Consider the following 24,833-nt stretch of genomic DNA (forward strand, 5'->3'; position numbering starts at 1 on the left):
GCACATGTCTGACGATAACCAGGGCGGCGCGGCCCCTCAGGCTGCCAACCCACCCTCGATGAACCTGGTGGGTCAGTATATCCGCGACCTTTCCTTCGAGAATCCGGGCGCCCCTGCCTCGATCATGGCTGGTGGCGGCAATCCAGCCTTCAACGTCTCGATCTCGGTCGGCGTCAAGAAGCAGAGCGACGACATGTATGCGGTCGAGCTGACGCTCAATGCCAAGGCCAATCGCGAGGCCGTGGTGCTGTTCAATGTCGAGCTGGTCTATGGCGGCGTGTTCCGCCTCAAGAACGTGCCGGAAGTTCAGCTCAGCCAGCTTTTGATGATCGAATGCCCGCGCCTGATTTTCCCGTTCGCGCGCCAGGTGCTCGCCAGCGTCACCCAGCAGGGCGGCTTCCCGCCGCTAATGATGGAGCCGGTGGATTTCGCATCGATTTATCGCCAGAACCTGCAGAAGTTGGCCGCACAGCAAGGCACGGCACCGGCAGCTCCGGTTGAACCAGAGACCTTGAACTAGGCTGATCTATCAGAATAGCCGACCAAAGCCCCGGGAGACCGGGGCTTTTTATTGGGCGGGAACGGCTGTCCTGTCGGCCTCGACGTACTTCGCCCAGATGGCGTCGCCGCCCATCTTGGCGATAAAGGCGGCATGGGCCTTGGCTTCACTTGCCGACAGGCGCGTCGGCAGGGCCACGGGCCGCTGCGCCACAATGGTACGCGTGGCAATTGCATCGGCGCCGGAAATGCGGGTTTCGGCGATCAGCGCCAGGCTGACCTGCTTGCCGCCAAGCAGCTCCAGGTAAACTTCGGCCAGGATTTCACTGTCGAGCAGCGCGCCATGGAGGGTTCGGCGCGCGTTGTCGATGCCGTAGTGCTTGCACAGTGCATCTAGACTAACGCGAGCGCCGGGGTGCTTTTCGCGGGCCAGCATCACGGTATCGAGCACTTTGTTGCTCAGGGGTGGTTGGCCGACCTTGCTCAGCTCGGCATTGAGAAAACCCATGTCGAACGGCGCATTGTGGATCACCAGCTGCGCATCGCCCAGGAATTCGCGGAATTCCTTGGCGACAGCGCCAAACAGCGGCTTGTCCTTGAGGAATTCCTCGCTCAGCCCGTGCACGCGAAAGGCCTCTTCGGGCATCGAGCGCTGCGGGTTGCAATAGACGTGGTAATTGCGGCCGGACGGAATGTGATTGATCAGCTCGACGCAGCCGATTTCGACCAGGCGATCGCCCTGGGCGGGCGACAGACCGGTGGTTTCGGTATCGAGCACAATCTCACGGTTCAATGCTTTGGCCCTCTGGCTCTGATGGTGGCGACAAGCGCCGCGACCATGGCAATGGTCTTGTCTTGCGGCATACCGGTGTCGAACAGGTAGCTAGCGCGTGCCTTCTTTTCCGCCTGTGGCATCTGGCGGGCAATGATCGTGTCGAGCTTTTCCACCGTCATACCGGGTCGGGCCAACGCCCGCTGCCGCTGGGTGGCATCATCCACCCAGGTCACCGCAACGGCACGGAAGCCATAGTCATAGCCGCTTTCAAACAGTAGCGGCACTTCCACCACCGCCAGTTCATGGCCGGCTGCTTGGGCCTCGTCCATGAAGCGGGCAATACCGGCGCGCACCAGCGGATGTACCAGCGCCTCCAGCCGTTTGAAGCCGGATTGGTCCTTCGCGAGTTGTTGCGACAGCAAATTGCGGTCGATGACGCCATCACGGGTCACGCCGGGAAAAGCCGCCTCTACGGGCGCCACGGCCTCGCCGCCGTAGAGTTGGGCCACCACATCATCGGCCGACAGCACCGGCACGCCCAGATCGGCAAAGGCCTTGAGCACCGTGGACTTGCCAGTGGCGATGGAGCCGGTCAGTCCGATACGCCACATCTCATTGCCCCAGAGTTGCTTCAATTGCTGCGCGCAGCGCCGGCGTGACGCTTGGCCGGGTACCAAACCAGGCCTCAAAGCCCGGCACTGCCTGATGCAGCAGCATGCCCAAACCATCGACGGTCTTGAGCCCATGCATGACGGCGTCTATCAGCAGCGGCGTCTGCAGCGGCGTATAGACGATGTCGGTGACCAGTGCCGTCTCGGGCAACAGGCCGAGATCGAGCCAGTCGAAGCGGCTGCCATGCATGCCGATCGAGCTGGTATTGACCAGCAGGCCGATATGAGGCGCCAGTTCGGCAAAATCCTCGAAGCCATTGGCCTCGAACGGCCCGTCGATTTCGTCGAGCAGCGTCTGGGCATTGACCAGCGTCCGGTTAAGCACGTGAACCCTGCCACCGTTGCGCCGCCGAAGCGCGACCAGAACGGCACGGGCCGCACCTCCGGCCCCAATGATCAGCGCATCATCTGGACCATCCGACCAGCCGGGAGCGCCAGCATCGAGATTGCCGAGGAAGCCGAGATAATCGGTGTTGCTGCCCAGCACCTTGCCGTCGCGCACCACCAGCGTGTTCACCGCGCCGATCATGCGGGCCAGTGGATCAACCTCGTCGCACAGCGCAAACACTGCTTCCTTGTGCGGAATGGTGACATTGCCGCCGGCAAATTCGCCGCTGCGCAGGCGCTCGAAAAACGCTGGCAACTCGGCCGGCGCAACGTCGATGGCCTCATAGCTCCCGTCGATGCCAAGCTGTTTCAGCCAGGTGCCGTGGATCAGCGGCGAGCGGGAATGGTTGATCGGATGGCCGATAACGAAGGCTTTGATGGTCACGTAAGGGTCTCGGGGGCAAAGCTGCGCAAGGCCGCCAGCAGCGGCAACAGGGGCAGGCCCAGAATGGTGAAATAGTCGCCGGTCACGGTCTCGAACAGGCGAATGCTGGGGCCTTCGAGGCGATAGGAGCCGACCGAGCCCAGCACCGCCTCACCTTCGCGGTTAAGAACATCATCGCGTTCGGCAGCGGAAAATTCGCGCATGGTCAGTTCCGCGGTCTCAATATCGGACCACAGCAGTTGGTTATCGCGCGCTAACGCCACGGCAGCATGCAGGCGATGGGTCTTGCCACGCAGATGGTCGAGCTGGATTGCGGCCTGATCCCGATCAAGAGGCTTGTGCAAAAGCTCGGTCCCCAGACTCAAGGTCTGGTCGGCGCCGATCACGATTGCGCCTGGATAGTCGGCGGAAACCGTCAGGGCCTTGCGCTGGGCCAACAGCAGCGCCACATCGCGTCCGTCGCCGCCAGACGCCAAAGTCGCGTCTTCCAGAGCGCGTTCGTCGAGTTCGGCAGGATGCGTCGAAAACACCAATCCAGCCTGCTGCAGCAAGGCTTTGCGGGTTTGGCTCTGGCTCGCGAGGATCAACATGGGGGCAATGTTTTCCACACTGTCATCCACAGCTCAAGCCCAGGCTGTGATAATGACTCATGACTTTGGACCGGAGCCGAACTTGTTCGACTTGGTTAGCAAAACATTAACAGGCCAGCTCGGTGACCCCATGCCCGCCGCCTATGGATAGGTCTGGGGATAACCTTGCGAGGCAAGGCTGCTCCCGCCAAGCGGATTTGCACAGGCGGATTCGAATCGTTGACTCCGGAGTCGCCGGATTAACGTCTCGTTAACCATTGTGGCGCGGTCTTGACACGCAAACACTGTAACGCGCGTTAACAGGCTGTTTACCATCGCCCTGCGCGCTTGTGCCGCCAACGGGCCCAATTGTGGACTGCCGTGAATTGGCTCAAAACACCGCTATGATAATACTGATACGAAGTAAGACAGACTCTATTGGGGTTTTGAAGGGAAGAGCGATTTGACCCACAAACCTCTGTTGGCAACCGTGCTTGGCGAAAAGCAGAAGCGGCCTCCGATCTGGATCATGCGCCAAGCTGGTCGCTACCTGCCGGAATATCGCGAGATCCGCGCCAAGACCAAAAACTTCCTCGAGCTGTGCTATACGCCCGACCTGGCGACCGAGGTAACGCTGCAGCCGCTGCGACGGTTCGATCTGGATGCGGCCATCCTGTTCTCGGATATCTTGGTCATCCCAGACGCACTGGGACAGTCGGTCCGCTTCGAGCAGGGCGAAGGGCCCGTGCTTGATCCGGTGAGTGCTGAAAGCATCGCCGGGCTGGGGATGAAGAAGGATCCGCTGGAGCATCTGGCGCCGGTGCTGGAGACCGTGCGGCGTCTGCGAGCGGCACTGGCTCCGGAGAAGACGCTGATCGGCTTCTGTGGCTCTCCCTGGACCGTGGCGACCTATATGATCGGTGGTCGCGGCTCGTCGGACCAGGCGGCGGCGCGTTTGTTTGCGCTGCGCCATCCGGAGGCCTTTGCGGCGCTGCTCGATGTCTTGGTCGAAACCAGCATCAATTATCTGGTGGCGCAGTTTGAGGCCGGCGCGGATGTGGTGCAGCTGTTCGAAAGTTGGGCGCTCAATCTCGACGATCAGGCTTTTACCAGCCACGTCATCGAACCCAACCGGCGGATTGTCGACGGCGTTCGGGCTCGCGTGCCCAACGCCCCGATCATCGGTTTTCCGCGCGGTGCAGCCGGCAACCTTGCCCGTTATGCGGCCGAGACCGGCGTTAATGCCATGGGTATCGATTATGCGACGCCACTGTCGTTTGCGGGCAACCTGCCCAAAACCCTGCCGCTGCAAGGCAATCTCGATCCGCTTCGGCTGGTCGCTGGCGGCCGGCAACTCGACGATAGGATTGACGCAATCCTCGCCGCCTTCGCCGATCGGCCGCATATCTTCAACCTGGGCCATGGCATCGTGCCGGAAACCCCGATCGAGCATGTGGCGCGGCTGGTTGACCGGCTCAAAAACGGCTAAAGCCGATTTGAACTGTTGAGGAGTTCGAAAAGTGTACGAATGGGTCAAGGCGCTGCATGTCATCTCGGTAATCGCCTGGATGGCGGGGATGATGTATTTGCCGCGGCTGTTCGTCTATCACGCCGAATCTGTGGTGGGGTCCGACAAGTCCGAGACTTTCAAGGTGATGGAGCGCCGGCTATATCGCGGCATCATCACCCCGGCGATGATCGCCACCTGGATCTTTGGGCTGTGGTTGGCCTTCGGCTTTGGCATCGTCGATTTTTCGATGGGCTGGATGTGGCTCAAAGCCGCCATGGTCATCGCGCTCAGCGGGGTGCATGGCTGGTACGGCGGCATGTTGCGGGCGTTCAAGGAAGACCGGAATACCCGTTCTCACAAATTCTACCGCTCCATCAACGAGATACCTTTCGTCATAGCCATCGTGATTGTCATCATGGTGATCGTGAAGCCGTTCTGACCATCGATCCGCATAAGCGGTGTCACCCCGGGCTTGACCCTGGGCCTATCCCGAGATGGCGGGCTGGCCGCCAAGTGGTTCAACGACCATTTCAGGATGGATATTGGGTCAAGCGCGGGATGACCGCGTCAATGGACAGCGTGGTGACAAGAGCAAGCGTTTCACGTGAATCCAGGTCTGCTCGCAGTTTCAATCTTGAAAACCTCGGCAGTTCGCGCTACATGATTTTCAACGCATCCCAAATACTAGCTGATCTCCCCGGTCGCTGCGCGGTGCCTACCCCTCCCAAATATCGCCGACCAAGACGATCATAGTTTCCCAATAGGGTTTCCCGCTAAATGCAGAATATGAAGCTCAGTGAGCTCAAGGCCAAATCTCCGGCCGAACTCCTGGTGTTCGCTGAAGAACACGAGGTCGAGAATGCCTCGACCATGCGCAAACAGGAATTGATGTTTGCCATCCTCAAGGAATTGGCCGCCCAGGAAGTCGACATCACCGGCGAAGGCGTCGTTGAAGTCCTGCCAGACGGTTTCGGGTTCCTGCGCTCCCCGGACGCAAACTATCTGCCGGGCCCCGATGACATTTATGTCAGTCCATCCCAGATTCGCCGCTTCGGTCTGCGCACCGGCGACACGGTCGAAGGCCAGATCCGGTCTCCCAAGGATGGCGAGCGCTACTTCGCGCTGCTCAAGGTCAACACCATCAATTTCGAAGATCCCGAGGCGGTTCGCCACAAGGTGAACTTCGACAACCTGACCCCTCTCTACCCCGAAGAGCGGCTCCGCATGGAGTTGCCCGATCCCACCGTCAAGGATCGTTCGGCGCGGCTGCTCGATCTTGTAGCGCCGCTCGGCAAGGGCCAGCGCGCCTTGATTGTTGCGCCACCGCGTACCGGTAAGACGGTATTGTTGCAGAATATCGCACAATCAATCGCCACCAATCATCCCGAATGCTATCTCATCGTGCTGCTGATCGACGAGCGGCCCGAAGAAGTGACCGACATGCAGCGCTCGGTGAAGGGCGAAGTTATTTCCTCGACCTTTGACGAGCCAGCATCGCGTCACGTCCAGGTTGCGGAAATGGTTATCGAAAAGGCCAAGCGCCTGGTCGAACACAAGCGCGACGTCGTCATCCTGCTCGATTCGATCACCCGCCTTGGCCGCGCCTATAACACCGTTGTGCCGTCCTCGGGCAAGGTGCTGACTGGCGGCGTTGACGCCAATGCACTGCAGCGCCCGAAACGCTTCTTCGGTGCCGCCCGCAACATCGAGGACGGTGGTTCGCTCACCATCATTTCGACAGCACTGATCGACACCGGTTCGCGCATGGACGAAGTGATCTTTGAAGAGTTCAAGGGCACCGGTAACTCGGAAATCATCCTGGATCGCAAGGTCGCCGACAAGCGCATCTTCCCGGCGCTGGACATCACCAAGTCCGGTACCCGCAAGGAAGAACTGCTGGTCGACCCCGATATCCTCAAGAAGATGTATGTGCTGCGCCGTATCCTCAATCCGATGGGGACTATCGACGCCATGGAATTCCTGGTCGACAAGGTCCGCCAGACCAAGACCAATTCCGACTTCTTCGACTCGATGAATACCTGATCCAATGGGCGCGCTGCATCCTGCCGCCGCCCATCATTTCGCCTGACCCAAGATGCGGTCAGGCGACACCATCGTGGCGCTGTCCTCCGGGGCACCGCCCTCCGGCGTAGCGGTTATTCGGCTTTCTGGCCCCGCCGTGGCAACTCTTCTCACCGACATCGCGGGTGACCTTCCCGAACCGCGGCGCTTGACGCTACGGGCGATCGGGCAGGATAGCCTGCTGGATCGTGGCCTTATCGCCTGGTTTCCGGCGCCGCACAGCTTCACCGGCGAGGATTGCGCAGAGCTGCAGGTGCATGGCTCGCGCGCTGGCGTTCGCGCTATACTGAAGCTCCTGAGTGGCAAGGGCGCACGACTGGCGGAAGCTGGTGAGTTCACGCGTCGCGCCTTCGAAAATGGCAAGCTCGATCTGGTCGAGATTGAAGGCTTGGGCGACTTGCTGGACGCCGAAACGGAGAACCAGCGCCGCCAGGCGCTGGCGCGTTTCGAGGGCGGGCTAACCCAACGCATTGACGGCTGGCGCGATCAACTGCTGGATTTGCGCGCCGAAATAGAAGCCCGGCTGGACTTCTCCGACGAAGGTGATGTCGAGGAGGCACTACCGCCCGAGTTTGGCGGCAGCATCGCCGCGTTACGTGCTGACATACACGCTGCAGTCGATTCCATTGAACGCGGCCGTATTATCCGTGAAGGCATTCGAGTGGCGCTAGCCGGCGCACCAAACGTCGGAAAATCCAGCTTACTCAACGCTCTAGCGAAATCCGATATCGCCATTGTCACGGACGAGGCCGGCACCACGCGCGACGTTCGTGAGGTTCCGCTCGATATTGGCGGACAGCTCTACATTCTGCTCGATCTCGCCGGCCTGCGTGACACCGACAGCAAAGCTGAGGCGGAAGGGGTCCGTAGAGCCAAGCTGGCCATTGAACAGGCAGACATAGTGTTGTGGCTGACCGCACCGGATATCACCGACAATGGCATCGCGCCCGAAGGTTCGATACGCGTTGGCACCAAGGCAGATATTGGATTGAACGCGGCCGCTGATGTATTGGTCTCGACAAGAACCGGCGAGGGGATGGAAAAACTCCTGGAGGTGATATCGGACCTGGGCGGGACTTTGACCACGGGCGAGCCACCCCTGCTCAGCCGGGAGCGCGACCGCATCGCCTTGTCAGAATCTCTCCATGCGCTGGATGACGCCAGCCTGCACCTAACATCACCTGAACTGGCTGCCGAGAGCCTGCGAATTGCGTCGCAATCTCTTGAGCGCCTGGTGGGTCGTATCGACGCCGAGCGCGTACTGGATCGTCTGTTTGCCAGCTTCTGTATCGGCAAATGACTCACGTGAAACATTTTGCCGTATCGCAAATCGCTCCTGTGGTGCGATTTCAGGCACAATGCCACGATAGCTGTGCTCGAGTGGTACGATGCCAGGGTATCCCAACCACCCAAGAATTGATTCACGTGAAACATTGGCCTATTGAGCCGGGCTGGAGATATTCGCATGACCGATTATGCCGTCATCGTGGTTGGAGGTGGACACGCAGGCTCAGAAGCCGCAGCCGCCTCGGCGCGACTGGGGGTTGCCACGGCCCTGGTGACGCACAAGTTTGCGACCATCGGCGAAATGAGCTGTAATCCGGCTATCGGCGGGCTGGGCAAGGGCCACCTGGTGCGGGAGATCGACGCGCTGGATGGTCTGATGGGCCAGGTAGCGGATCAGGCGGGTATTCAGTTTCGCGTGCTCAATCGTCGCAAGGGACCGGCAGTCCGTGGGCCTCGTGCCCAAGCTGACCGTAAGCTCTATCGCGAGGCCATGCAGGCAGCGATTACGGCGCAACCCAATCTCGACGTCATCGAGGGTGAGGTCGACGATATCGAAGTGACCGATGGCGTGGTCAGTGGCGTCGTGCTGCTCGATGGTCGCCGTATCGGCACCAAGGCGGTGGTGCTGACCACAGGCACCTTCCTGCGTGGCCTGATCCATCGCGGCGAAGAAAGCACTCCAGCGGGGCGGCTCGGAGAAAAGTCGGTGCTCGGTCTTTCAACGCGCCTCGACAATCTTGGCCTGCAGCTGGGCCGTCTCAAGACGGGGACGCCAGCGCGGCTCGACGCCACCAGTATAGACTTCTCTACCCTCGAAGAGCAGCCAGGCGATAATCCGCCCGAGGCGTTTTCCGCATTGACCAAGGCCATAACCACGCGGCAGGTCTCCTGCCATATGACACGCACCACGGCCGAGACCCATCGGATCATCTCCGATAATCTGCATCGCTCGGCAATGTATTCAGGCCGCATCCAGAGCCGTGGCCCGCGCTATTGCCCGTCTATCGAGGACAAGGTGGTCCGTTTTGCCGATCGCGACAGTCATCAGATCTTCCTTGAGCCAGAAGGGCTGGACGACCAGACCATCTATCCAAACGGTCTATCAACATCACTTCCAGCGGATGTGCAGGAAGCCTTTCTGCGTTCAATGCCGGGCCTGGAAAACGTCCGCATCATCCGGCCGGGCTATGCCATCGAGTATGACTATGTCGATCCGCGCGAGCTGCGTCTCACGCTCGAGGTCAAGCGTCAGCCCGGACTGTATCTGGCGGGGCAAATCAACGGCACGACAGGTTATGAAGAGGCCGGCGCACAAGGCCTGCTCGCTGGCGCCAATGCCGCACTGGCGGCGCGCGGCGAGGTTCCGATGATCCTGTCGCGCACAGAGAGCTATCTCGGGGTGATGGTGGACGATCTGGTGACGCGCGGCGTCTCCGAACCTTACCGCATGTTCACCTCGCGTGCGGAGTTTCGCCTGCATTTGCGCGCGGATAACGCTGACCAGCGTCTGACACCATTGGGCATCGAAACCGGACTGGTTGGCGAAGAGCGCCGTGAACTTTATTCGGTGAAGGCGGATGGAATGACGCATGGTCGGCAACTTTTGTCCGAAATGGTCACTTCCCCCACGGCCGCGCGGAAAGCCGGAATAGCTGTCAACGAAGACGGCAAGGCGCGGTCGGCGTTTGAATTGTTGTCTTATCCCGATGTGACGCCCGCCGACGTCACCCGCCTGTGGCCTGCAATTGCCAGTATTCCGGCCAACATCATCGAGCAGCTCGTCGTCGATGCGCAATACGCCGTGTATCTCGACCGTCAACGCAATGACATTGAGGCGGTGCGTCGTGATGAGCAGAAGCCCATTCCAGAGAATCTGGACTACGCTGTTATTCCTGGCCTTTCGATGGAGCTGCGCCAGAAGCTGGCGCAATATCTTCCTCAGACCATTGCCCAAGCGCAATCTATGGATGGTATGACCCCGGCTGCTGTCACACTGCTGCTGGCGGTTATCCGACGTGGCGAATTCCGGAAGGCGAGCTAGTGTCTGATGAATCCGCAATTGAGTGTTATGCTCAATACTTTGCGCGCCCCCTGGCGAACGTGGCGGTTGATCTGGAATTATATGCTCAACTGCTGCACAAGTGGCAGGCCGTGCAGAATCTTGTTTCACGTGAAACACTGAATGAGGTGTGGACTCGACATTTCGCCGACAGCTTGCAAGTATTAACGCTGCTCAAGCCGACAGATCAAGCGTTCCTGGATTTGGGAAGCGGTGGAGGTCTACCCGCTTTGCCACTGGCTATAGCGCTCAAGGGCACCCCGGCATTTTTCACGCTGATAGAGCCGAACAGCCGCAAAGTTAGCTTTCTGCGAACCGTTGCTCGAGAACTGGGGCTGCTGGTTACCGTTGAAGGCGCTCGTAGCGACCAGATTGATTCACGTGAAACACCCGTGCCTGATGTCATCACATCGCGGGCTTTGGCGTCTCTCCCCCAATTGTGCACTTGGATAAAGCCGTTCTTCGGGCCCCAAACCCGGGCGATTTTGCATAAAGGACGGGAACATGTTGAAGAACTGGCGGAAACGGCTACGCACTTTGATTACGACGTGTTAATACAAGCCAGTGACATCGATACTAGCGGTGTCTTGCTCACGCTCACAAATTTGCGTGCGAAATCAGTTAGTTAGCGGCGAACGAGCTGGAGGCCGAATAGTGGCGCCCCGTATTTTGACACTGGCCAACCAAAAGGGCGGCGTGGGTAAAACCACGACTGCCATCAATCTTGCAACCGCCCTGGCCGCTATTGGCGAGCGGGTATTGATCGTCGATCTAGACCCTCAGGGCAATGCCTCGACGGGGCTTGGCATCTCGCGCACCAATCGCGAAGTGTCGTCTTATGACCTGATGGTGGGCGAGGCAACCGTCGCCCAGGCGGCGATCATGACGGGCGTTCCAAATGTCGCTATCGTGCCATCCACTATGGACCTGTTGGGCGTCGAGCTCACCATAGCTGCCCATACTGACCGGGCTTTCAAGCTGCGCGACGCGTTCAAGCATCTCAGCGAGCTCAGCATTAATGACAAGCCGGTTAGCTATATTCTGATCGACTGCCCACCTTCACTGAATCTGCTGACTATCAATTCTCTGGTTGCGGCCGACGCCGTGCTGGTGCCGCTGCAATGCGAGTTTTTTGCGCTGGAAGGCCTCAGCCAATTGCTGCAGACAATCGAGCAGATTCGCTCGACGCTCAACCCGAACCTGTCGATCCAGGGCGTGGTGATGACCATGTTCGACAAGCGCAACAACCTCAGTGAGCAGGTGCTGGCCGACGTGCGCAGCGAAATGGGTGATTTGGTGTATGACACCGTCATTCCGCGCAATGTGCGGCTGAGCGAGGCGCCATCCTATGGCAAGCCTGCTCTCTTATATGATCTGAAATGTGCCGGCAGCCAGGCCTATCTGCGCCTCGCCACCGAAGTGATCCGTCGTGAGCGCCAGCTCACGGCAGCGGCGGCCTAGGAGCCCGATATGAACGAAAAACCAACACGTCTCGGTCGCGGCCTCGCGGCTCTGATCGGCGACATGGCGACTGTTGAGGGCGCCCGCGTCACTGAGTCAGGTGGCATCAAGAAGCTGCCCGTCGAGTTCATCATCGCTAACCGCTCCAATCCACGGCGGAGTTTCGATCCCGAGCAACTCGAAGATCTGACCAATTCGATCCGCGAAAAAGGCGTGATGCAGCCTTTGCTGGTCCGTCCCAGCAACGATCCAAACATTTTTGAGCTGATTGCTGGCGAGCGCCGCTGGCGCGCGGCGCAAAAGGCCGGCCTGCATGACGTGCCGGTTATCGTTCGCGACGTCGATGACAAGGAAGCGCTTGAGCTTGCCATTATCGAGAACGTGCAGCGCGCTGATCTCAACCCGCTCGAAGAAGCCATGGGCTACGGCCAGCTGATCGAGCAGTTTGAATATACCCAGCAGGACCTCGCCCAGGTCATAGGCAAGAGCCGGTCGCATGTGGCGAATACCCTACGCCTGCTCAAGCTGCCGGAAGATGTGCGCAGCATGGTTGCCAGCGGAACTCTGACGGCTGGTCATGCTCGTACGCTGATCACCGCCGAAGACCCGACAACATTGGCCCGCCAGATTGTCTCGGGTGGTCTGTCGGTGCGTGAGGCTGAGGCGCTGAGCCAGCAGCGCGAAGTTGCGGGTACTAATAAGCCGAGCGTGGCGCGTGTCGATCGTGACGCCGATACTGTGGCGCTGGAACGCCGCCTTTCGGATGCACTGGGGCTGTCGGTATCGCTGGCGCATAGCGAGCGCGGCGGTAAGCTGGAGATCCGGTACAAGACGCTGGAGCAGCTTGATGGTCTCTGCGTCAAGCTGACGGGATACGCTAACTAACTGGTTACACTAGATTATTAGACGTCGTCTCAGCGTAGGCTGAGACGGCGTTTTGCGTTTCACGTGAAACCATGACGTTACGGATCAGTGCGATGCGGCCATTATGCAGATGGCGAGCAAAGCTCGGCGCAGGATGGGATCGGCCAGGGCGGGGCGGCGGCGGCTCTCGCCGGTGGCCTGCAAAATGCGCTCAGACGCAGTAGCCAGTGCGGAATCCGACCACAGGCGCAATTGTTGCTCCAGGCCCGAGGCCCTGGAAAAATGCGGTTTGGGACGTGAGCTATCTAGCACCATGCGTGGGCTTTTGCCGGTATCGACCTCGGTACGCCAGCGACGTAGGCTGGCGAAGTGCATTGTGGCCATGGCGAGCAGGCGTTGCGGATCGACGCCAGATGACAGCGCCCGGTTCAGGGCGAGTTCAAGCCGCTCGGCGTGGCCGCCACCTGTCGCATCGAGAATGGCGTCGATGACCAGCATGCCGTTGTCGGCACACAATAAAAGCACGTCCTCGCGGGTGAGAACCTTGCTCTTGGCGGCGTAGAGGCTGAGCTTTTCCAGCTCGCGGCGGGTGATTTCGCGATCATTGCCGAGGATTTCTCGTAGGGTAGTCACCACGTCCGCATCGACGCGGATGCCCTGCTGGTTAAAGCTCTCGCGAATTAGCAACTGCAGTGTTTCATCGCTGTCGGGATAGCAGGGCAGGGCGCGGCCGAGCTTTGCCGCCTCCACCAAGGCGCGCAGTGCGTCCTTTGGGGTCAGGTTGCCGGCTTCAAGCACGATTGCGGCGCCGCCGGCGTCGTCGCGCAGTTCGGTCAGCGTCATGACAATCGATTTGCTGGCGCCGCGCACCCGCACGATGCGCTTGCCACCAAACAGCGACATGGTCCGGGCTTCGACGGCCAGAATGGACGGGTCGGCGTCGACTTCGCTGCCGTCCAATGTGACTACGCTGGCGGATTCGGGATCATCGCCGCTAAGCTGCTTGATCAGACGCTGTGCAGTCTCGCGCACCAGGCCGGAATCCGGACCATAGGCAAGGAAAATGCCCTCAGTGATGTCGGGCCGCACGAGAAACCGCGCGACCTCATGCGCCTTGAGTGATCCCATTAGCGGCTGAGCGCGGCCAGAACTGCCAGGCGTAGCGATTCGGCGGCGGATTTTGCGGCGCGTTCGCCAGCCTCGGTGGCGGCGGTATTGTTGGCGAAGACCTGGCTGTTGGTGCTGTATTGGGCGATGGCAACGCGGGTGATGACCAGCGGCTTCGTGGTGCTGCCGTCGCGTTGCGTGATGGTCAGGGTGGCCGTCGCGGTTGCGCGGGACGGCGCACTCGGATTGCCGGTTGCCGTAAGGCCGCCAATGCCGCCGAGACCGACCGAGACGAAGACCTGGGCCAGTGGGGCAGTTTCCGACGTCGAGGAGCCGAGCCGGAGCGACAGCTCCTGATAGACGATCTGTTCGAGCCGGTTTGCCGGCTTGGCATAAGCGAGGTTGAGCAGCGGTTGGCTAGTCAATGCGCCGCTGTAGACCGGCTGAAAGCTGCAGGCGCCCAGCAGCGCGCCCGAAACCAGCAAGGTGGCCGTTAAGGCGAGGCTGCGCATTGTTTTAGACCACGACATTGACGATCCTGTCCGGGACGATGACGATCTTCTTAGGTGCCTTGCCGTCCAGAATGCGGACTATCTCGTCCATTGACAAGACCAGTGCCTCGACCTCGGCCGCCGCCATGCCCTTGGCCACAGTGATTTCGCCACGGCGCTTGCCGTTGATCTGGATCGGCATGGTGACTTCGTCGTCGAGCAGCAGCGCCGGATCGACCGGCGGCCAGAGGGCATCTGCCACAAGACCGCTGTTGCCGAGCGCTTCCCAACAGGTTTCGGCCAGATGGGGCATCATCGGCGCGATAAGCTGAATCAGCCGCTCCACGCCTTCGGCAAGGGCCGCAATGCGGCTTGCCGGTGCCGCGGCGACCAGTCCGGCCGAGCGCACCAGCGCGTTGGTCAGTTCATAGATCTGGGCGACGGCGCGGTTGAAGCGCAGGCCTTCGATATCGCTGCCCACATTGTGCACGGCGCGATGCACGATCTTGCGTAACGATAGGGCCTCACTGTCGTCAGAACCGGTAACAGTGCCTAAGGACTGTTTCACCAGATCGATGGTTTCGCCGACCAGCCGCCAGACGCGCTGCTGGAAGCGGCTGGCGCCTTCGACGCCGGCTTCGGTCCATTGTACGTCGCGCTCGGGCGGGGAATCCGACAGCATGAACCAGCGCGCGGTATCGGCGCCGTAAGTGGCGACGATTTCGTCGGGATCCACCACGTTCTTCTTGGATTTGCTCATCTTTTCGATAGAGCCGATGCTGATCGTCTCGCCCGATCTGAGATGAGTGGCCCGGCGTCCTTCGCCAAAGGTTTCGATGACGATATCGGCCGGCGCGACCCACTCGCCGGCTGGCGCCTTGTAGGTCTCGTGGGTCACCATGCCTTGAGTGAACAGGCCCTTGAACGGCTCGTCATGCGCCACATGGCCGGTCGCCTTCATGGCGCGGGTGAAGTAGCGCGAATACAGCAGGTGCAGGATCGCGTGTTCGACACCACCGATATACTGGTCGACCGGCAGCCAGCGATTGGCAATTGCCGGAATGGTCGGCGTATCGGCATGCGGTGCGGTAAAGCGGGTGTAGTACCAGGAGCTATCGACGAACGTGTCCATGGTGTCGGTTTCGCGCCGTGCTGCGCCGCCGCATTGCGGGCAGTCGACATGCTTCCATTTCGGGTGGTGATCCAGCGCATTGCCCGGCTTGTCGAAAGTGACATCCTCGGGCAGCACGACCGGCAGGTCTTTCTTTGGCACCGGCAGGGTGCCGCAGACCTCGCAATGGATCACCGGAATAGGGCAGCCCCAATAGCGCTGGCGTGAAACACCCCAGTCGCGCAGGCGATATTGCGTCTGGGCTTTGCCCCAGCCGTTGGCCTGGAACAGGGCCAGCGTCTGGTCCATGGCTTCCTGCACGCTCAGTTCGGCACCGGTCTCGCCAAACCACTGCACATAGCGTACGGCCTGGGTCTTGGGGGGCGAAAAGGCCTCGTCGCCTACGGGTTCGTTACTGTCGAGCGGCTTGAAAACGTCAATGACAGGCAGGTCGTACTTGCGGGCAAAGTCGAGGTCGCGCTGGTCATGCGCCGGGCAGCCGATGATGGCGCCGGTGCCATAGTCCATCAGCACGAAATTGGCGATATAGAGCGGCAGCTCCCAGCTTGGGTCAGCGGGATGGGTTGCCTTGATGCCGGTGTCGAAACCCAGCTTTTCCGCGGTTTCCAGCGCTTCGGCGGAGGTGCCGGCCTGCTGGCACAGCTTGTTGAAAGCGGCGACCTCGGGATTGCCCTCAGCCAGCGCCTTGGCCAGCGGATGGTCGGCTGCGATGGCGGCAAAGGTCGGGCCGCGCATGGTGTCTGGGCGGGTGGTGTAGACGGGCAGGGTGTCAAAGCCCTGCGGCGCGCCCTTGAGGCCGAAGTCGAAAGCCAGGCCCTGCGATTTGCCGATCCAGTTGCGTTGCATGACGCGCACTTTTTCCGGCCATTCGGTCAGCCCGTCGAGGCCACTCAACAGCTCTTCGGCCATTTCGGAAATCTTGAAGAACCACTGGGTCAGCTCGCGCTGTTCCACCGGGGCGCCGGAGCGCCAGCCCTTGCCGTCGATGACCTGTTCGTTGGCCAGCACGGTCATGTCGACCGGGTCCCAGTTGACCTTGGACTGCTTGCGGGTGACGAGGCCCGACGCCATCATGTCGATGAACATCGACTGCTGGTGCTGGTAATACTCCGGCTCGCAGGTGGCGATTTCGCGGGTCCAGTCGATGGCAAGACCCATCGACTTGAGCTGTGCCTTCATCGCGGCGATGTTCTGGCGGGTCCAGGTGCCGGGGTGGGTGTGGCGCTCGATGGCGGCGTTTTCCGCCGGCAGCCCGAAAGCGTCCCAACCCATCGGATGCAGCACGTTCTTGCCCTTGGCGCGGTGATATCGCGCCACCACGTCGCCCATGGAATAATTACGCACATGGCCCATATGGATGCGGCCCGATGGATAGGGGAACATCTCGAGCACGTAATAGGGTTCGCGCGGATCGTCATTGGAGCTGACAAAGCTCTGGTTATCGTCCCAGACCTTCTGCCACTTGGGTTCCATTTCGCGCGGATTGTAGCGTTCGCCGCTCACTTGCTCGTCCTTGGGTAATATTTGCGCAAGGTGCACGGCAGAGTCCGGCGCTGCTTGCGTTTCTGGGGGATTTTGGCTACCGGACCATCACCAGAATTCCCCACCAAGGTCAACAGGAACAGGGCGAAAGCATGGACTCAGCCGCAGCCAACAGCCTAGAGGCCATCCGCACGCGTATCGCCAGCGCCCAGGCGCGCTTTGGGGCGTCAACCGAACGGGTCGAACTGGTCGCCGTTTCCAAGACCTTCGACGCCGAGGCGATCGAGCCGTTTCTGGAAGCCGGCCAGCGCGTGTTCGGCGAAAACCGGGTGCAGGAGGCTCAGGCCAAGTGGCCTGGCCTGCGCCAACGCTTCCCGGACGTGGAACTGCACCTGATTGGACCATTGCAGACCAACAAGGCGCGCGAGGCGGTGGCGCTGTTCGATGTGATCGAGACGCTAGATCGCGACAAGCTCGCCGGCATTCTTGCCGCTGAAATGGCGCTGTCCGGCCGCAAGCTCGCTTGCTTTGTGCAGGTCAATATCGGGCTGGAAGAACAAAAAGCGGGCATTGCGCCGGCTGAGACCGTGCAATTCGTCAGCCGCTGTCGCGACGTGCATGGGCTCGATGTGGTCGGGCTGATGTGTATTCCACCCGATGGCCTGCCGCCCGGTCCGTACTTTGCGCAGCTGGCAGGCCTCGGTCGCGCAGCCGGCGTTGCCCGTCTTTCGATGGGTATGAGCGGCGACTTCGAGGTCGGTATCGCAATGGGCGCCACCGATATTCGGGTGGGTTCGGCGTTGTTCGGCTACCGTCCACCGCTTAAATAGTTCTCATTCTTGGTATTTTTGACGCTTTGTCGACGAGGTGCAACTTCCCCGGCTAAGTTTCGTTCCTGATGGCTATGACGGCGTTGTGATTGGTTGGCCCAAAACCGGTCGCAATGATGTGACCCAGGCCGTCTGAAAAAAGACCGGAGAAAACAATGAACAAGCGACGCATCCTGTTGGTGGACGACGACGCTGATCTGCGCCAGACGCTGGTCGAACAGCTTGATACCTATCCGGAATTTGAAATTGTCCAGGCCGGCACTGCCAACGACGCGCTCAAGATCACGCGCGCGCAAAATATCGACCTGATGATCCTCGATGTCGGCCTGCCGGACATGGACGGTCGCGAGGCGGTCAAGGTGCTGCGCCAGGAGGGCTACAAGAGTCCGATCCTGATGCTGACCGGGCACGATAGTGATGCCGACCATATCAAGGGCCTCGAATCGGGCGCTAATGACTACCTGACCAAGCCGTTCCGCTTTCCCGTGCTGTTGGCCCGTATCAACGCTGCCTTGCGCCAGCATGACCAGAGCGAGGACGTGGTGTTCACCATCGGGCCGTACAGTTTCCAGCCGTCGGCGAAGATCCTCGAGGCCAATGATGGCAACAAGGTTCGGCTGACTGACAAGGAAACTTCCATTTTGAAGTACCTGTACCGGCAGGGCCCCAAGACCATCACGCGCGATATTCTTCTCAAGGAAGTCTGGGGCTATAATAACCGGGTAACCACGCATACGCTGGAAACGCACATTTACCGGCTGCGCCAGAAGATCGAGCGCGATCCGTCCAATGCGCGCCTGCTGGTGACCGAAGACGGCGGCTATCGCCTGGTGCCGTAAACGGTGGACCACCGCAAAATCTGGTACACTGCGTTTCAAAATGCCCTATAGGGTGAATCAGCCCCTTTCCTGGGGCTGATGGCGCATCCGGATTGGGCAAATGATCAGGGACGATGCGGCCGAGGCACTGGCTCAGGCTGAATTTTTCGATATCTGCGACGACGAGCAGCGGCGCATGCTGGCCTTTGCCGGAGACCTACGCCATTTCGATCCCGACGCCATGCTCTACAAGTCGGGCGCGGTGCCGCAGGGCGCTTTCGTGCTGATTTCCGGCACGCTCAAGTCCAAGCAAGATGGTGGCGGCAAGCCACATGTCATTTCCGAGCGGGGCAGCGTCGTCTCCTCCATGGCGCTGATCCTCAGCAAGCCCCGCCCCATCACCATTACCGCCGTCACCGATTGCGAGACGCTGTTCGTGCCGCGGACGGCCTTCCTCAAGCTGGTGCAACAATCGCCAGAGCTGGCGCAACGCGCTGTCGCCCGCGTCGAACGCGAGCTGGGGAATTACCTCGGGGCGCTCGAGCCAATCCGGCAACGGATGAAGGCTGGGGAAGACTAAACCCCGACAAACCGTGCGATAACCGGGACGTGGTCGCTCGGCTGGGGGGTGTAGCCGCGGTATTCCTTGATGGTTTCGGTACCGATGCAATGCTCGGCGACGTCGGCGGTGGACCAGATGTGGTCGAGGCGGCGGCCCTTGTTGGCGTTTTCCCAATCGGCGCTGCGATAGCTCCACCATGAATAGAGCTTCTGGTCGTAGGGGACGTGCTTGCGCACCAGGTCGACCCAGCCATGCCCGCCATTGAGGATGGCGTCGAGCGCCTGGGTCTCGACGGGGGTGTGGCTGACGATCTTGAGCAGCTGCTTGTGGCCCCAGACGTCGTTCTCATGCGGCGCGATGTTGAAATCGCCGGCAATCAAATGGCCGCGCTGGAACATCGGATCGGCGAACCAGGCTGTCAGCTCGCTGAGGAAGCCCAGCTTGTGTTTGAACTTGGGGTTGATCTCGGGATCGGGCTCATCGCCACCGGCCGGAATATAGAAATCATGCAGCGTCACCGGGCCATGGCCAAAATCGGTCAGCGCCGAGACGTGACGTGATTCGGGAATCTCGCAGAACACCTTGCTCGACACGTCGGTCAGCGGAAATTTGCTGACGATGGCGACGCCGTGGTAGCCTTTCTGGCCATGCACGGCCATGTGCGGATAGCCGGCGTCGATGAAGGCATTGCGCGGAAACTGGTCGTCCAGGCATTTGATCTCCTGGAACATGATCACGTCGGGCGCGTGCTTGGCGATGAAATCGAGCACCATCGGCAGGCGCAGGCGGATCGAGTTGATGTTCCAGGTGACGATCGAAACGGACATGTTGGGGCCTTTGCTGGCAGGGACATCCTTATCGCCAAGCCAGCGCCAGCAAACAAGCCGGATATGACGGCCTCAACGTTAACGCTGTGCTAACCGGTTGCGGTCCGATACGCGCCGAAACGAGGGGCGGCTAAACCGTTTCACGTGAATCAGGCAACAAAAAACCCGGCCTTTCGACCGGGTTCTTCAAACATCAAATGCCAAAACCTATTCGGCCTTGGGCGCTTCTTCGGTAGCGGCAGCAGCAGCAGCAGCCTCAGCTTCGGCAGCCTTTGCGGCAGCTGCTGCTTCGAGCTCAGCGGCCTTGGCGGCAGCAGCGGCCTCGGCTTCCTTGGCGGCCTGTTCGGCGGCAAAGGCCTCGGCTGCGGCGATCTTTTCAGCTTCGCGAGCTTCCTTGGCAGCGATGGAGGCAGTGCGCTCGCCGGCTTCGATCTTCTTGGTACGCGAGTTGGTCGATTCGAAAATACGAGCCGATTTACCGCGACGATCGCGCAGGTAGTACAGCTTGGCGCGACGCACCTTGCCGCGCTTGAGGACTTCAACCGAAGCGACATTCGGGGAATACAGCGGGAACACGCGTTCCACGCCTTCGCCGTAGGAAATCTTGCGAACGGTGAAGCTTGCGGTGATGCCGCCGCCGTTGAGGGCGATCACGACGCCTTCATAAGCCTGCAGGCGCTCTTTTTCGCCTTCGCGAATCTTGACCCACACCTTGACGGTATCGCCATGGGTGAAATCGGGAAGCTCGCGCTGGGCGGCCAGTTCTTCGACATGTGCAGCATTGAGCTGCTGGATGATATTCATGATCCGTCCTGATCTTTTCAATGGAGCGCTTGTCGCGTTTTTGAGGCGCGGCGCCCGGTCTTGGTTGGTAACGGAGGTTGCAGTCTTCTTTTTGGTGCGGCCCAGGTCCGATAAGCCCAAACCGCGATAGTGGCGGCTCCTTAGGCGAAAAACCGCCCGGAGTCTAGCGTTGGGCCTGCTTTTATGACGATTTGGTCGTCAGCAGATCGGGCCGGCGGGCCTTGGTTAGCGCCAAGCTCTGCTCATGCCGCCATTTGGCTATCTTGCCGTGGTCGCCCGAGGTCAGCATGGCAGGGATATCGACGCCCTCGAAGTTTTGCGGCCGGGTATATTGCGGGTATTCCAGCAGGCCGTTCTCGAAGCTTTCGTCGGCATGGCTTTCGGCCTTGCCCAGTACGCCGGGGATCAGCCGCACAATGGTCTCCAGCAGCACCATGGCGGCAACTTCGCCTCCCGCCAGCACGTAGTCGCCGATAGATATCTCTTCGAGCCCACGTCGGTCGATGACGCGCTGGTCAATTCCCTCGAAACGGCCGCAGACGATGACCGCGCCTGGTCCCAGCGCCAGCTCGCGCGCTCGCGCCTGGGTCAGCGGCTTGCCGCGCGGCGACATCAGGATGCGCGGACGCGGATCGCCTTGGGGTGCGGTCGCATCGATCGCCTTGGCGAGAATGTCAGGCTTGAGCACCATGCCGGCGCCACCGCCCGATGGGCTGTCATCCACGCTGCGGTGGCGGTCCACCGCGAAATCGCGCAGTTGCGTCGTGGACAGGGACCACAAGCCTTCACCCAAGCCACGACCAAGCACCGAGGCGCCGAGCGGGCCGGGGAACAGTTCGGGAAACAGCGTTATGACACTGGCAGCAAAACTCAATTGGGCTCTTCTTCCTCGCCCTCGTCGACCTCAAGCGGCACGACGATGGTGATGTAGCCCTCGGCGATGTTCACATACGGCACGACGGCCTTGGTGAAGGGGTAAAGATAAGTGTCGCCGCTCTGCGGGTCGCGCACTTCGAGCAGGTCGCCGGCGCCAAAATTGGGCAGGGCCGAAACCTGGCCGATGGTCACGCCGGTGTCGAGGCGCGCCTCGAGGCCGATCAGGTCGGCATGATAGAAATCGTCCTCGTCCTCAGGTTGGGGCAGCTTGTTCCGGTCGATGAACAGGTTGACGCCATTGAGGCTTTCGGCGGCCGTGCGGTCGGATACGCCGTTGATCTGGCCGACGACCACCGTCTTGTGCAGGCGCAGCTTGCTCAGGACCACCGTTAGCCCGGGCCGGTCGGTATCGAGCGGGCCATAGGTGCCGATGGCCAGCGGATCCTGGGTATGGGTGGCGACGCGCACATGGCCCTTGATGCCATGCGCTGCGCCGATCTGGCCGAGTAAAATCTTGTCGTTGTTATTGGTCATGCCCACTCGCTCAATTTCAGAGCGTCTTAGCAGGCGCGGGGCGGCTTGGGAATTGGAACGGAACCAAGGTCGGGCCGCGGCTATTGTCGAAGCAACACTCAAAGGAGCCCGCAATGGCCAAGACTCTCACCGAACGCGACGACATCCGCCAATGGGCCGAGGCTCGCGGTGGCAATCCTATGTTGATGGATACGCCAGATGGCACCGGCACGCGCACGTTGCTGCAACTGACCTTTGGCCAGCACGCCATCAATACCGAGGGCAACGAAGGGCCCGATCGCATCGGTGGCTTCCAATTGGTCAGTTGGGAAGACTGGTTTGCAGCGCTCGAAAACGGCAAGCTGGCGCTGCAGGTGTCGGATGATCTAGCAGGCGGCAGTGAAGCCGAGTTCGAATTCGTCGAACGGGACTGAGTTCAGTCCCGTCCGGTGAATGGATTAGGTCCGGCTCGGCAGGGACTGGAAGCCGCCTTCATAGAGATTCATCGTCGCTTCGATATCGTCGATGTGCATGGTCAGGCCCTGCTCGACGGCTTCGGCCTGACGGCGGAACATATCGCGACGCGATAGCAGCTCGAAGCGCTCGCTTTCGAGTTCCTTGAGGACCATGTCGATACGATCGCGATGTGTCGCGAGACGCTGCACCATAGGAGCCGACTGCTTGGCCGCTTCCTGAAGCACGGTTTCCATCTGTTCCAATTCGGGCTGGACGATCTTAAGGCTGGTTTTTTGGCGCACAGTCATCTTTCTCACTCCTTGGTTGCGTGCCCGGCGAGAAATGGTCTCCGTTCGGTCAACGTGTGAAAGGTAAGTCGGAGTCATACCCAAAAGTTGCTGCCGAAAGATACTTTATCGCCTATTTACCATTAACACAAAACGGCCCGTCGTGACTCAACAGGTATAATTGAGGACTCACAAGATTCTAGCGAGACTCTTCGGATGCTTCGATAGATTCCATATCTTCATCGGAAAATCCGAAATGATGGCCTAGCTCGTGGATCAGTACATGGGTGACCACTTCGCTCAAAGTATTGTCATCATTCTCGGACCAGTAATCGAGAATGGCGCGGCGGTAGAGGAAGACGGTGTTGGGCAATTGGCCGGTCTGGGGCACTGCGCCGTCTTCGGTCATGCCGACGCCGACAAACAAGCCCATCAACTCGAACGGGCTTTCCATACCAAAGCCGTCCAGCACATCTTGTTCGGCATAGTCGGCGACCGAGCAGGTGACGTCGGCTGCGAGCGCCTTGAACGGCTCAGGCAGCTCGCGAAGCGCTGCCGTAGCCAGCGCCTCGATGTCGTCGAGGGTAGGCGCGAACCGCGCCCCCCAGGCTAGATCGCTTACTGCCACTCGCGGATATCTACGAAGTGGCCGGCAAGGGCTGCCGCCGCGGCCATGGCGGGCGCCACGAGATGGGTGCGGCCCTTGAAGCCCTGGCGACCCTCGAAATTGCGGTTGGAGGTCGAAGCGCAGCGTTCCTGCGGCTTGAGCTTGTCGGGGTTCATCGCGAGGCACATCGAGCAGCCCGGCTCGCGCCATTCAAAACCGGCATTGAGGAAGATGGTGTGCAGGCCCTCGGCCTCGGCCTGATCCTTGACCAGGCCTGAGCCGGGCACGACCATGGCATTGACGCCGGCCGCCACCTTGCGATCGCCGATCACGGCAGCCGCAGCGCGCAGGTCTTCGATACGGCCATTGGTGCAGGAACCGATGAAGACGCGCTCTACCGGAATGTCGGTGATCTTGGTGCCGGGCTTGAGACCCATATAGTCCAGCGCGCGCCACTTGGAGGCCCGCTTGTTCTCGTCGGCGATATCGTCGGGGTTCGGCACGACGCCGGTCACCGAGATCACATCCTCCGGCGAAGAGCCCCAGGAAACGATCGGCGGCAGCTGGGCGGCGTCGAGGATCACGACCTTATCGTAGACCGCACCTTCGTCGGTATAGAGGGTCTTCCAGTAATCGACGGCCATGTCCCAGGCCTTGCCCTTGGGGGCGCGATTGCGGCCCTCGACATAGTCGAAGGTGGTCTGGTCGGGGGCGATCAGGCCGGCGCGGGCGCCGCCTTCGATGGTCATGTTGCAGACCGTCATGCGGCCTTCCATCGACAAAGCCTCGATAGCCTCGCCAGCGAATTCGATGACGTGGCCATTGCCGCCGGCAGTGCCGATTTCGCCAATGATGGCGAGGATGATGTCCTTGGCGGTGACATGGGGCGGCAGCTTGCCATCGACGCGCACCAGCATGTTCTTGGCCTTCTGCTGGATCAGCGTCTGGGTCGCCAGGACGTGTTCCACTTCGGAGGTGCCGATACCATGCGCCAAAGCACCAAAAGCACCGTGCGTCGAGGTGTGGCTATCGCCGCAGACGATGGTCATGCCGGGCAGGGTGAAGCCCTGTTCCGGGCCGACGATGTGCACGATGCCCTGGCGCTTGTCGAAGGGGTCGAAATATTCGATGCCGAATTCGCTGGTATTTTCGGCCAGCGTGGCGATCTGGATCGCACTTTCCGGATCGGGATTGGGCAGCGAACGGTCCGTGGTCGGCACGTTGTGATCGACCACGGCCAGCGTACGCTCGGGGTGACGCACCTTGCGGCCATTCAGGCGCAGGCCTTCGAACGCCTGCGGGCTCGTGACTTCGTGCACGAGGTGGCGATCGATATAGAGCAGCGAGGAACCGTCCTCGTTGTTCTGCACCAGATGGTCGTCCCAGATCTTGTCGTAGAGCGTGCGGGCCTTGGTCATAGCGGTATTCCGGCAGGGAAAGTTTGGAGTGGTTCTAAGGCAGGAAGGGCAGGGCGGTCAAGCATAACCGTACTC

At 60.5% G+C, this 24,833-nt stretch carries 27 protein-coding genes; 13 read left to right on the forward strand and 14 right to left on the reverse strand.

What is annotated here, in order from left to right; all coding sequences use genetic code 11:
• Window positions 1–4: 4 nt before the first annotated feature.
• On the forward strand, window positions 5–520 hold the full coding sequence (gene secB / locus WH91_RS18015) for a protein-export chaperone SecB (protein WP_046172481.1): 516 nt from the start codon (window positions 5–7) through the stop codon (window positions 518–520).
• 48 nt (window positions 521–568) lie between these two features.
• Here secB and dnaQ read toward each other — a convergent pair whose 3' ends face one another.
• The 4 genes from dnaQ to WH91_RS18035 are packed head-to-tail and all read right to left on the reverse strand — an operon-like array spanning window position 569 to window position 3,315.
• Window positions 569–1,291, reverse strand: a complete 723-nt coding sequence (dnaQ, locus tag WH91_RS18020) for a DNA polymerase III subunit epsilon (RefSeq protein ID WP_046172399.1) — start codon at window positions 1,289–1,291, stop codon at window positions 569–571.
• Entirely contained in the window at window positions 1,288–1,884 is a 597-nt protein-coding gene (gene coaE / locus WH91_RS18025) for a dephospho-CoA kinase (protein WP_046172400.1), read from the reverse strand. The genes dnaQ and coaE overlap by 4 nt, the downstream gene beginning before the upstream one ends.
• Before the next feature lies 1 nt (window position 1,885).
• A complete protein-coding gene (locus tag WH91_RS18030) occupies window positions 1,886–2,716 on the reverse strand; it encodes a shikimate dehydrogenase (protein WP_046172401.1) in 831 nt (276 codons plus the stop codon).
• Window positions 2,713–3,315, reverse strand: a complete 603-nt coding sequence (locus WH91_RS18035; RefSeq protein ID WP_143077994.1) for a Maf family protein — start codon at window positions 3,313–3,315, stop codon at window positions 2,713–2,715. The genes WH91_RS18030 and WH91_RS18035 overlap by 4 nt, the downstream gene beginning before the upstream one ends.
• Window positions 3,316–3,748: 433 nt before the next feature.
• On the opposite strand from WH91_RS18035, the gene hemE reads away from it, so the two are divergent.
• The 8 genes from hemE (at window position 3,749) to WH91_RS18075 (ending at window position 12,569) form a co-directional block, all read left to right on the forward strand.
• A complete protein-coding gene (gene hemE / locus WH91_RS18040) occupies window positions 3,749–4,774 on the forward strand; it encodes a uroporphyrinogen decarboxylase (protein ID WP_046172403.1) in 1,026 nt (341 codons plus the stop codon).
• A 31-nt stretch (window positions 4,775–4,805) separates the two neighbouring features.
• Complete coding sequence (gene hemJ / locus WH91_RS18045; protein WP_046172404.1) at window positions 4,806–5,234, forward strand: protoporphyrinogen oxidase HemJ; 429 nt, start codon at window positions 4,806–4,808, stop codon at window positions 5,232–5,234.
• Window positions 5,235–5,572: 338 nt separating this feature from the next.
• The gene (gene rho / locus WH91_RS18050) at window positions 5,573–6,838 is read left to right on the forward strand and encodes a transcription termination factor Rho (RefSeq protein WP_046172405.1); all 1,266 of its coding nucleotides are present in this window, start codon (window positions 5,573–5,575) and stop codon (window positions 6,836–6,838) included.
• 52 nt (window positions 6,839–6,890) lie between these two features.
• Window positions 6,891–8,177 carry a tRNA uridine-5-carboxymethylaminomethyl(34) synthesis GTPase MnmE gene (mnmE, locus tag WH91_RS18055; RefSeq protein ID WP_046172406.1) on the forward strand — a complete coding sequence of 429 codons (1,287 nt, stop codon included), beginning with the start codon at window positions 6,891–6,893 and terminating at the stop codon, window positions 8,175–8,177.
• A gap of 165 nt (window positions 8,178–8,342) precedes the next feature.
• Entirely contained in the window at window positions 8,343–10,205 is a 1,863-nt protein-coding gene (gene mnmG / locus WH91_RS18060; protein WP_046172407.1) for a tRNA uridine-5-carboxymethylaminomethyl(34) synthesis enzyme MnmG, read from the forward strand.
• The gene (rsmG, locus tag WH91_RS18065) at window positions 10,205–10,852 is read left to right on the forward strand and encodes a 16S rRNA (guanine(527)-N(7))-methyltransferase RsmG (RefSeq protein ID WP_052952945.1); all 648 of its coding nucleotides are present in this window, start codon (window positions 10,205–10,207) and stop codon (window positions 10,850–10,852) included. Before mnmG ends, rsmG begins: the two co-directional genes overlap by 1 nt.
• A 25-nt stretch (window positions 10,853–10,877) precedes the next feature.
• Window positions 10,878–11,684 carry a ParA family protein gene (locus tag WH91_RS18070; RefSeq protein WP_082102257.1) on the forward strand — a complete coding sequence of 269 codons (807 nt, stop codon included), beginning with the start codon at window positions 10,878–10,880 and terminating at the stop codon, window positions 11,682–11,684.
• Between the two features lie 9 nt (window positions 11,685–11,693).
• Window positions 11,694–12,569, forward strand: a complete 876-nt coding sequence (locus WH91_RS18075; RefSeq protein ID WP_046172408.1) for a ParB/RepB/Spo0J family partition protein — start codon at window positions 11,694–11,696, stop codon at window positions 12,567–12,569.
• A gap of 84 nt (window positions 12,570–12,653) precedes the next feature.
• Here the strand turns inward: WH91_RS18075 and holA are convergent, their stop codons facing one another.
• The 3 genes from holA to leuS are packed head-to-tail and all read right to left on the reverse strand — an operon-like array spanning window position 12,654 to window position 16,781.
• Window positions 12,654–13,676, reverse strand: coding sequence for a DNA polymerase III subunit delta (gene holA / locus WH91_RS18080; protein ID WP_046172409.1), 1,023 nt, complete (start codon window positions 13,674–13,676; stop codon window positions 12,654–12,656).
• Entirely contained in the window at window positions 13,676–14,167 is a 492-nt protein-coding gene (locus WH91_RS18085) for a hypothetical protein (RefSeq protein WP_046172410.1), read from the reverse strand. Before WH91_RS18085 ends, holA begins: the two co-directional genes overlap by 1 nt.
• Window positions 14,168–14,171: 4 nt before the next feature.
• The gene (gene leuS, locus WH91_RS18090; RefSeq protein WP_046172411.1) at window positions 14,172–16,781 is read right to left on the reverse strand and encodes a leucine--tRNA ligase; all 2,610 of its coding nucleotides are present in this window, start codon (window positions 16,779–16,781) and stop codon (window positions 14,172–14,174) included.
• Window positions 16,782–16,912: 131 nt separating this feature from the next.
• Between leuS and WH91_RS18095 the strand changes: the two genes are divergently transcribed.
• From WH91_RS18095 to WH91_RS18105, 3 genes are all read left to right on the forward strand, one after another.
• Entirely contained in the window at window positions 16,913–17,590 is a 678-nt protein-coding gene (locus tag WH91_RS18095) for a YggS family pyridoxal phosphate-dependent enzyme (RefSeq protein WP_046172412.1), read from the forward strand.
• A gap of 155 nt (window positions 17,591–17,745) precedes the next feature.
• Window positions 17,746–18,429 (forward strand): response regulator transcription factor, encoded by a 684-nt coding sequence (locus WH91_RS18100; RefSeq protein ID WP_046172413.1) that lies wholly within the window; start codon window positions 17,746–17,748, stop codon window positions 18,427–18,429.
• Between the two features lie 100 nt (window positions 18,430–18,529).
• A complete protein-coding gene (locus WH91_RS18105) occupies window positions 18,530–18,988 on the forward strand; it encodes a Crp/Fnr family transcriptional regulator (RefSeq protein WP_046172414.1) in 459 nt (152 codons plus the stop codon).
• On the opposite strand, the gene WH91_RS18110 is transcribed toward WH91_RS18105, so the two are convergent.
• The 4 genes from WH91_RS18110 to rimM all read right to left on the reverse strand — a co-directional run bounded on the left by WH91_RS18110 (window position 18,985) and on the right by rimM (window position 22,011).
• Window positions 18,985–19,797 carry an exodeoxyribonuclease III gene (locus tag WH91_RS18110; RefSeq protein ID WP_046172415.1) on the reverse strand — a complete coding sequence of 271 codons (813 nt, stop codon included), beginning with the start codon at window positions 19,795–19,797 and terminating at the stop codon, window positions 18,985–18,987. The two genes, WH91_RS18105 and WH91_RS18110, sit on opposite strands and share 4 nt — an antisense overlap.
• Before the next feature lie 207 nt (window positions 19,798–20,004).
• Window positions 20,005–20,601, reverse strand: coding sequence for a 50S ribosomal protein L19 (gene rplS, locus WH91_RS18115; RefSeq protein WP_046172416.1), 597 nt, complete (start codon window positions 20,599–20,601; stop codon window positions 20,005–20,007).
• 181 nt (window positions 20,602–20,782) lie between these two features.
• Window positions 20,783–21,475, reverse strand: a complete 693-nt coding sequence (gene trmD / locus WH91_RS18120; RefSeq protein ID WP_046172417.1) for a tRNA (guanosine(37)-N1)-methyltransferase TrmD — start codon at window positions 21,473–21,475, stop codon at window positions 20,783–20,785.
• Window positions 21,472–22,011: a ribosome maturation factor RimM gene (gene rimM / locus WH91_RS18125; RefSeq protein WP_046172418.1), complete on the reverse strand. Its 540-nt coding sequence runs from the start codon at window positions 22,009–22,011 to the stop codon at window positions 21,472–21,474. The genes trmD and rimM overlap by 4 nt, the downstream gene beginning before the upstream one ends.
• 113 nt (window positions 22,012–22,124) lie before the next feature.
• Between rimM and WH91_RS18130 the strand changes: the two genes are divergently transcribed.
• Window positions 22,125–22,424: a hypothetical protein gene (locus tag WH91_RS18130; RefSeq protein ID WP_046172419.1), complete on the forward strand. Its 300-nt coding sequence runs from the start codon at window positions 22,125–22,127 to the stop codon at window positions 22,422–22,424.
• A 24-nt stretch (window positions 22,425–22,448) separates the two neighbouring features.
• Here the strand turns inward: WH91_RS18130 and WH91_RS18135 are convergent, their stop codons facing one another.
• The 3 genes from WH91_RS18135 to leuC form a co-directional block, all read right to left on the reverse strand.
• Entirely contained in the window at window positions 22,449–22,754 is a 306-nt protein-coding gene (locus WH91_RS18135) for a hypothetical protein (protein ID WP_046172420.1), read from the reverse strand.
• Between the two features lie 178 nt (window positions 22,755–22,932).
• Entirely contained in the window at window positions 22,933–23,361 is a 429-nt protein-coding gene (locus WH91_RS18140; protein ID WP_046172421.1) for a metallopeptidase family protein, read from the reverse strand.
• Entirely contained in the window at window positions 23,352–24,758 is a 1,407-nt protein-coding gene (gene leuC, locus WH91_RS18145) for a 3-isopropylmalate dehydratase large subunit (RefSeq protein WP_046172422.1), read from the reverse strand. The genes WH91_RS18140 and leuC overlap by 10 nt, the downstream gene beginning before the upstream one ends.
• Window positions 24,759–24,833 lie beyond the last annotated feature (75 nt).

Origin of the sequence: Devosia psychrophila (genome assembly GCF_000971275.1) — a bacterium.
Classification (GTDB): domain Bacteria; phylum Pseudomonadota; class Alphaproteobacteria; order Rhizobiales; family Devosiaceae; genus Devosia; species Devosia psychrophila.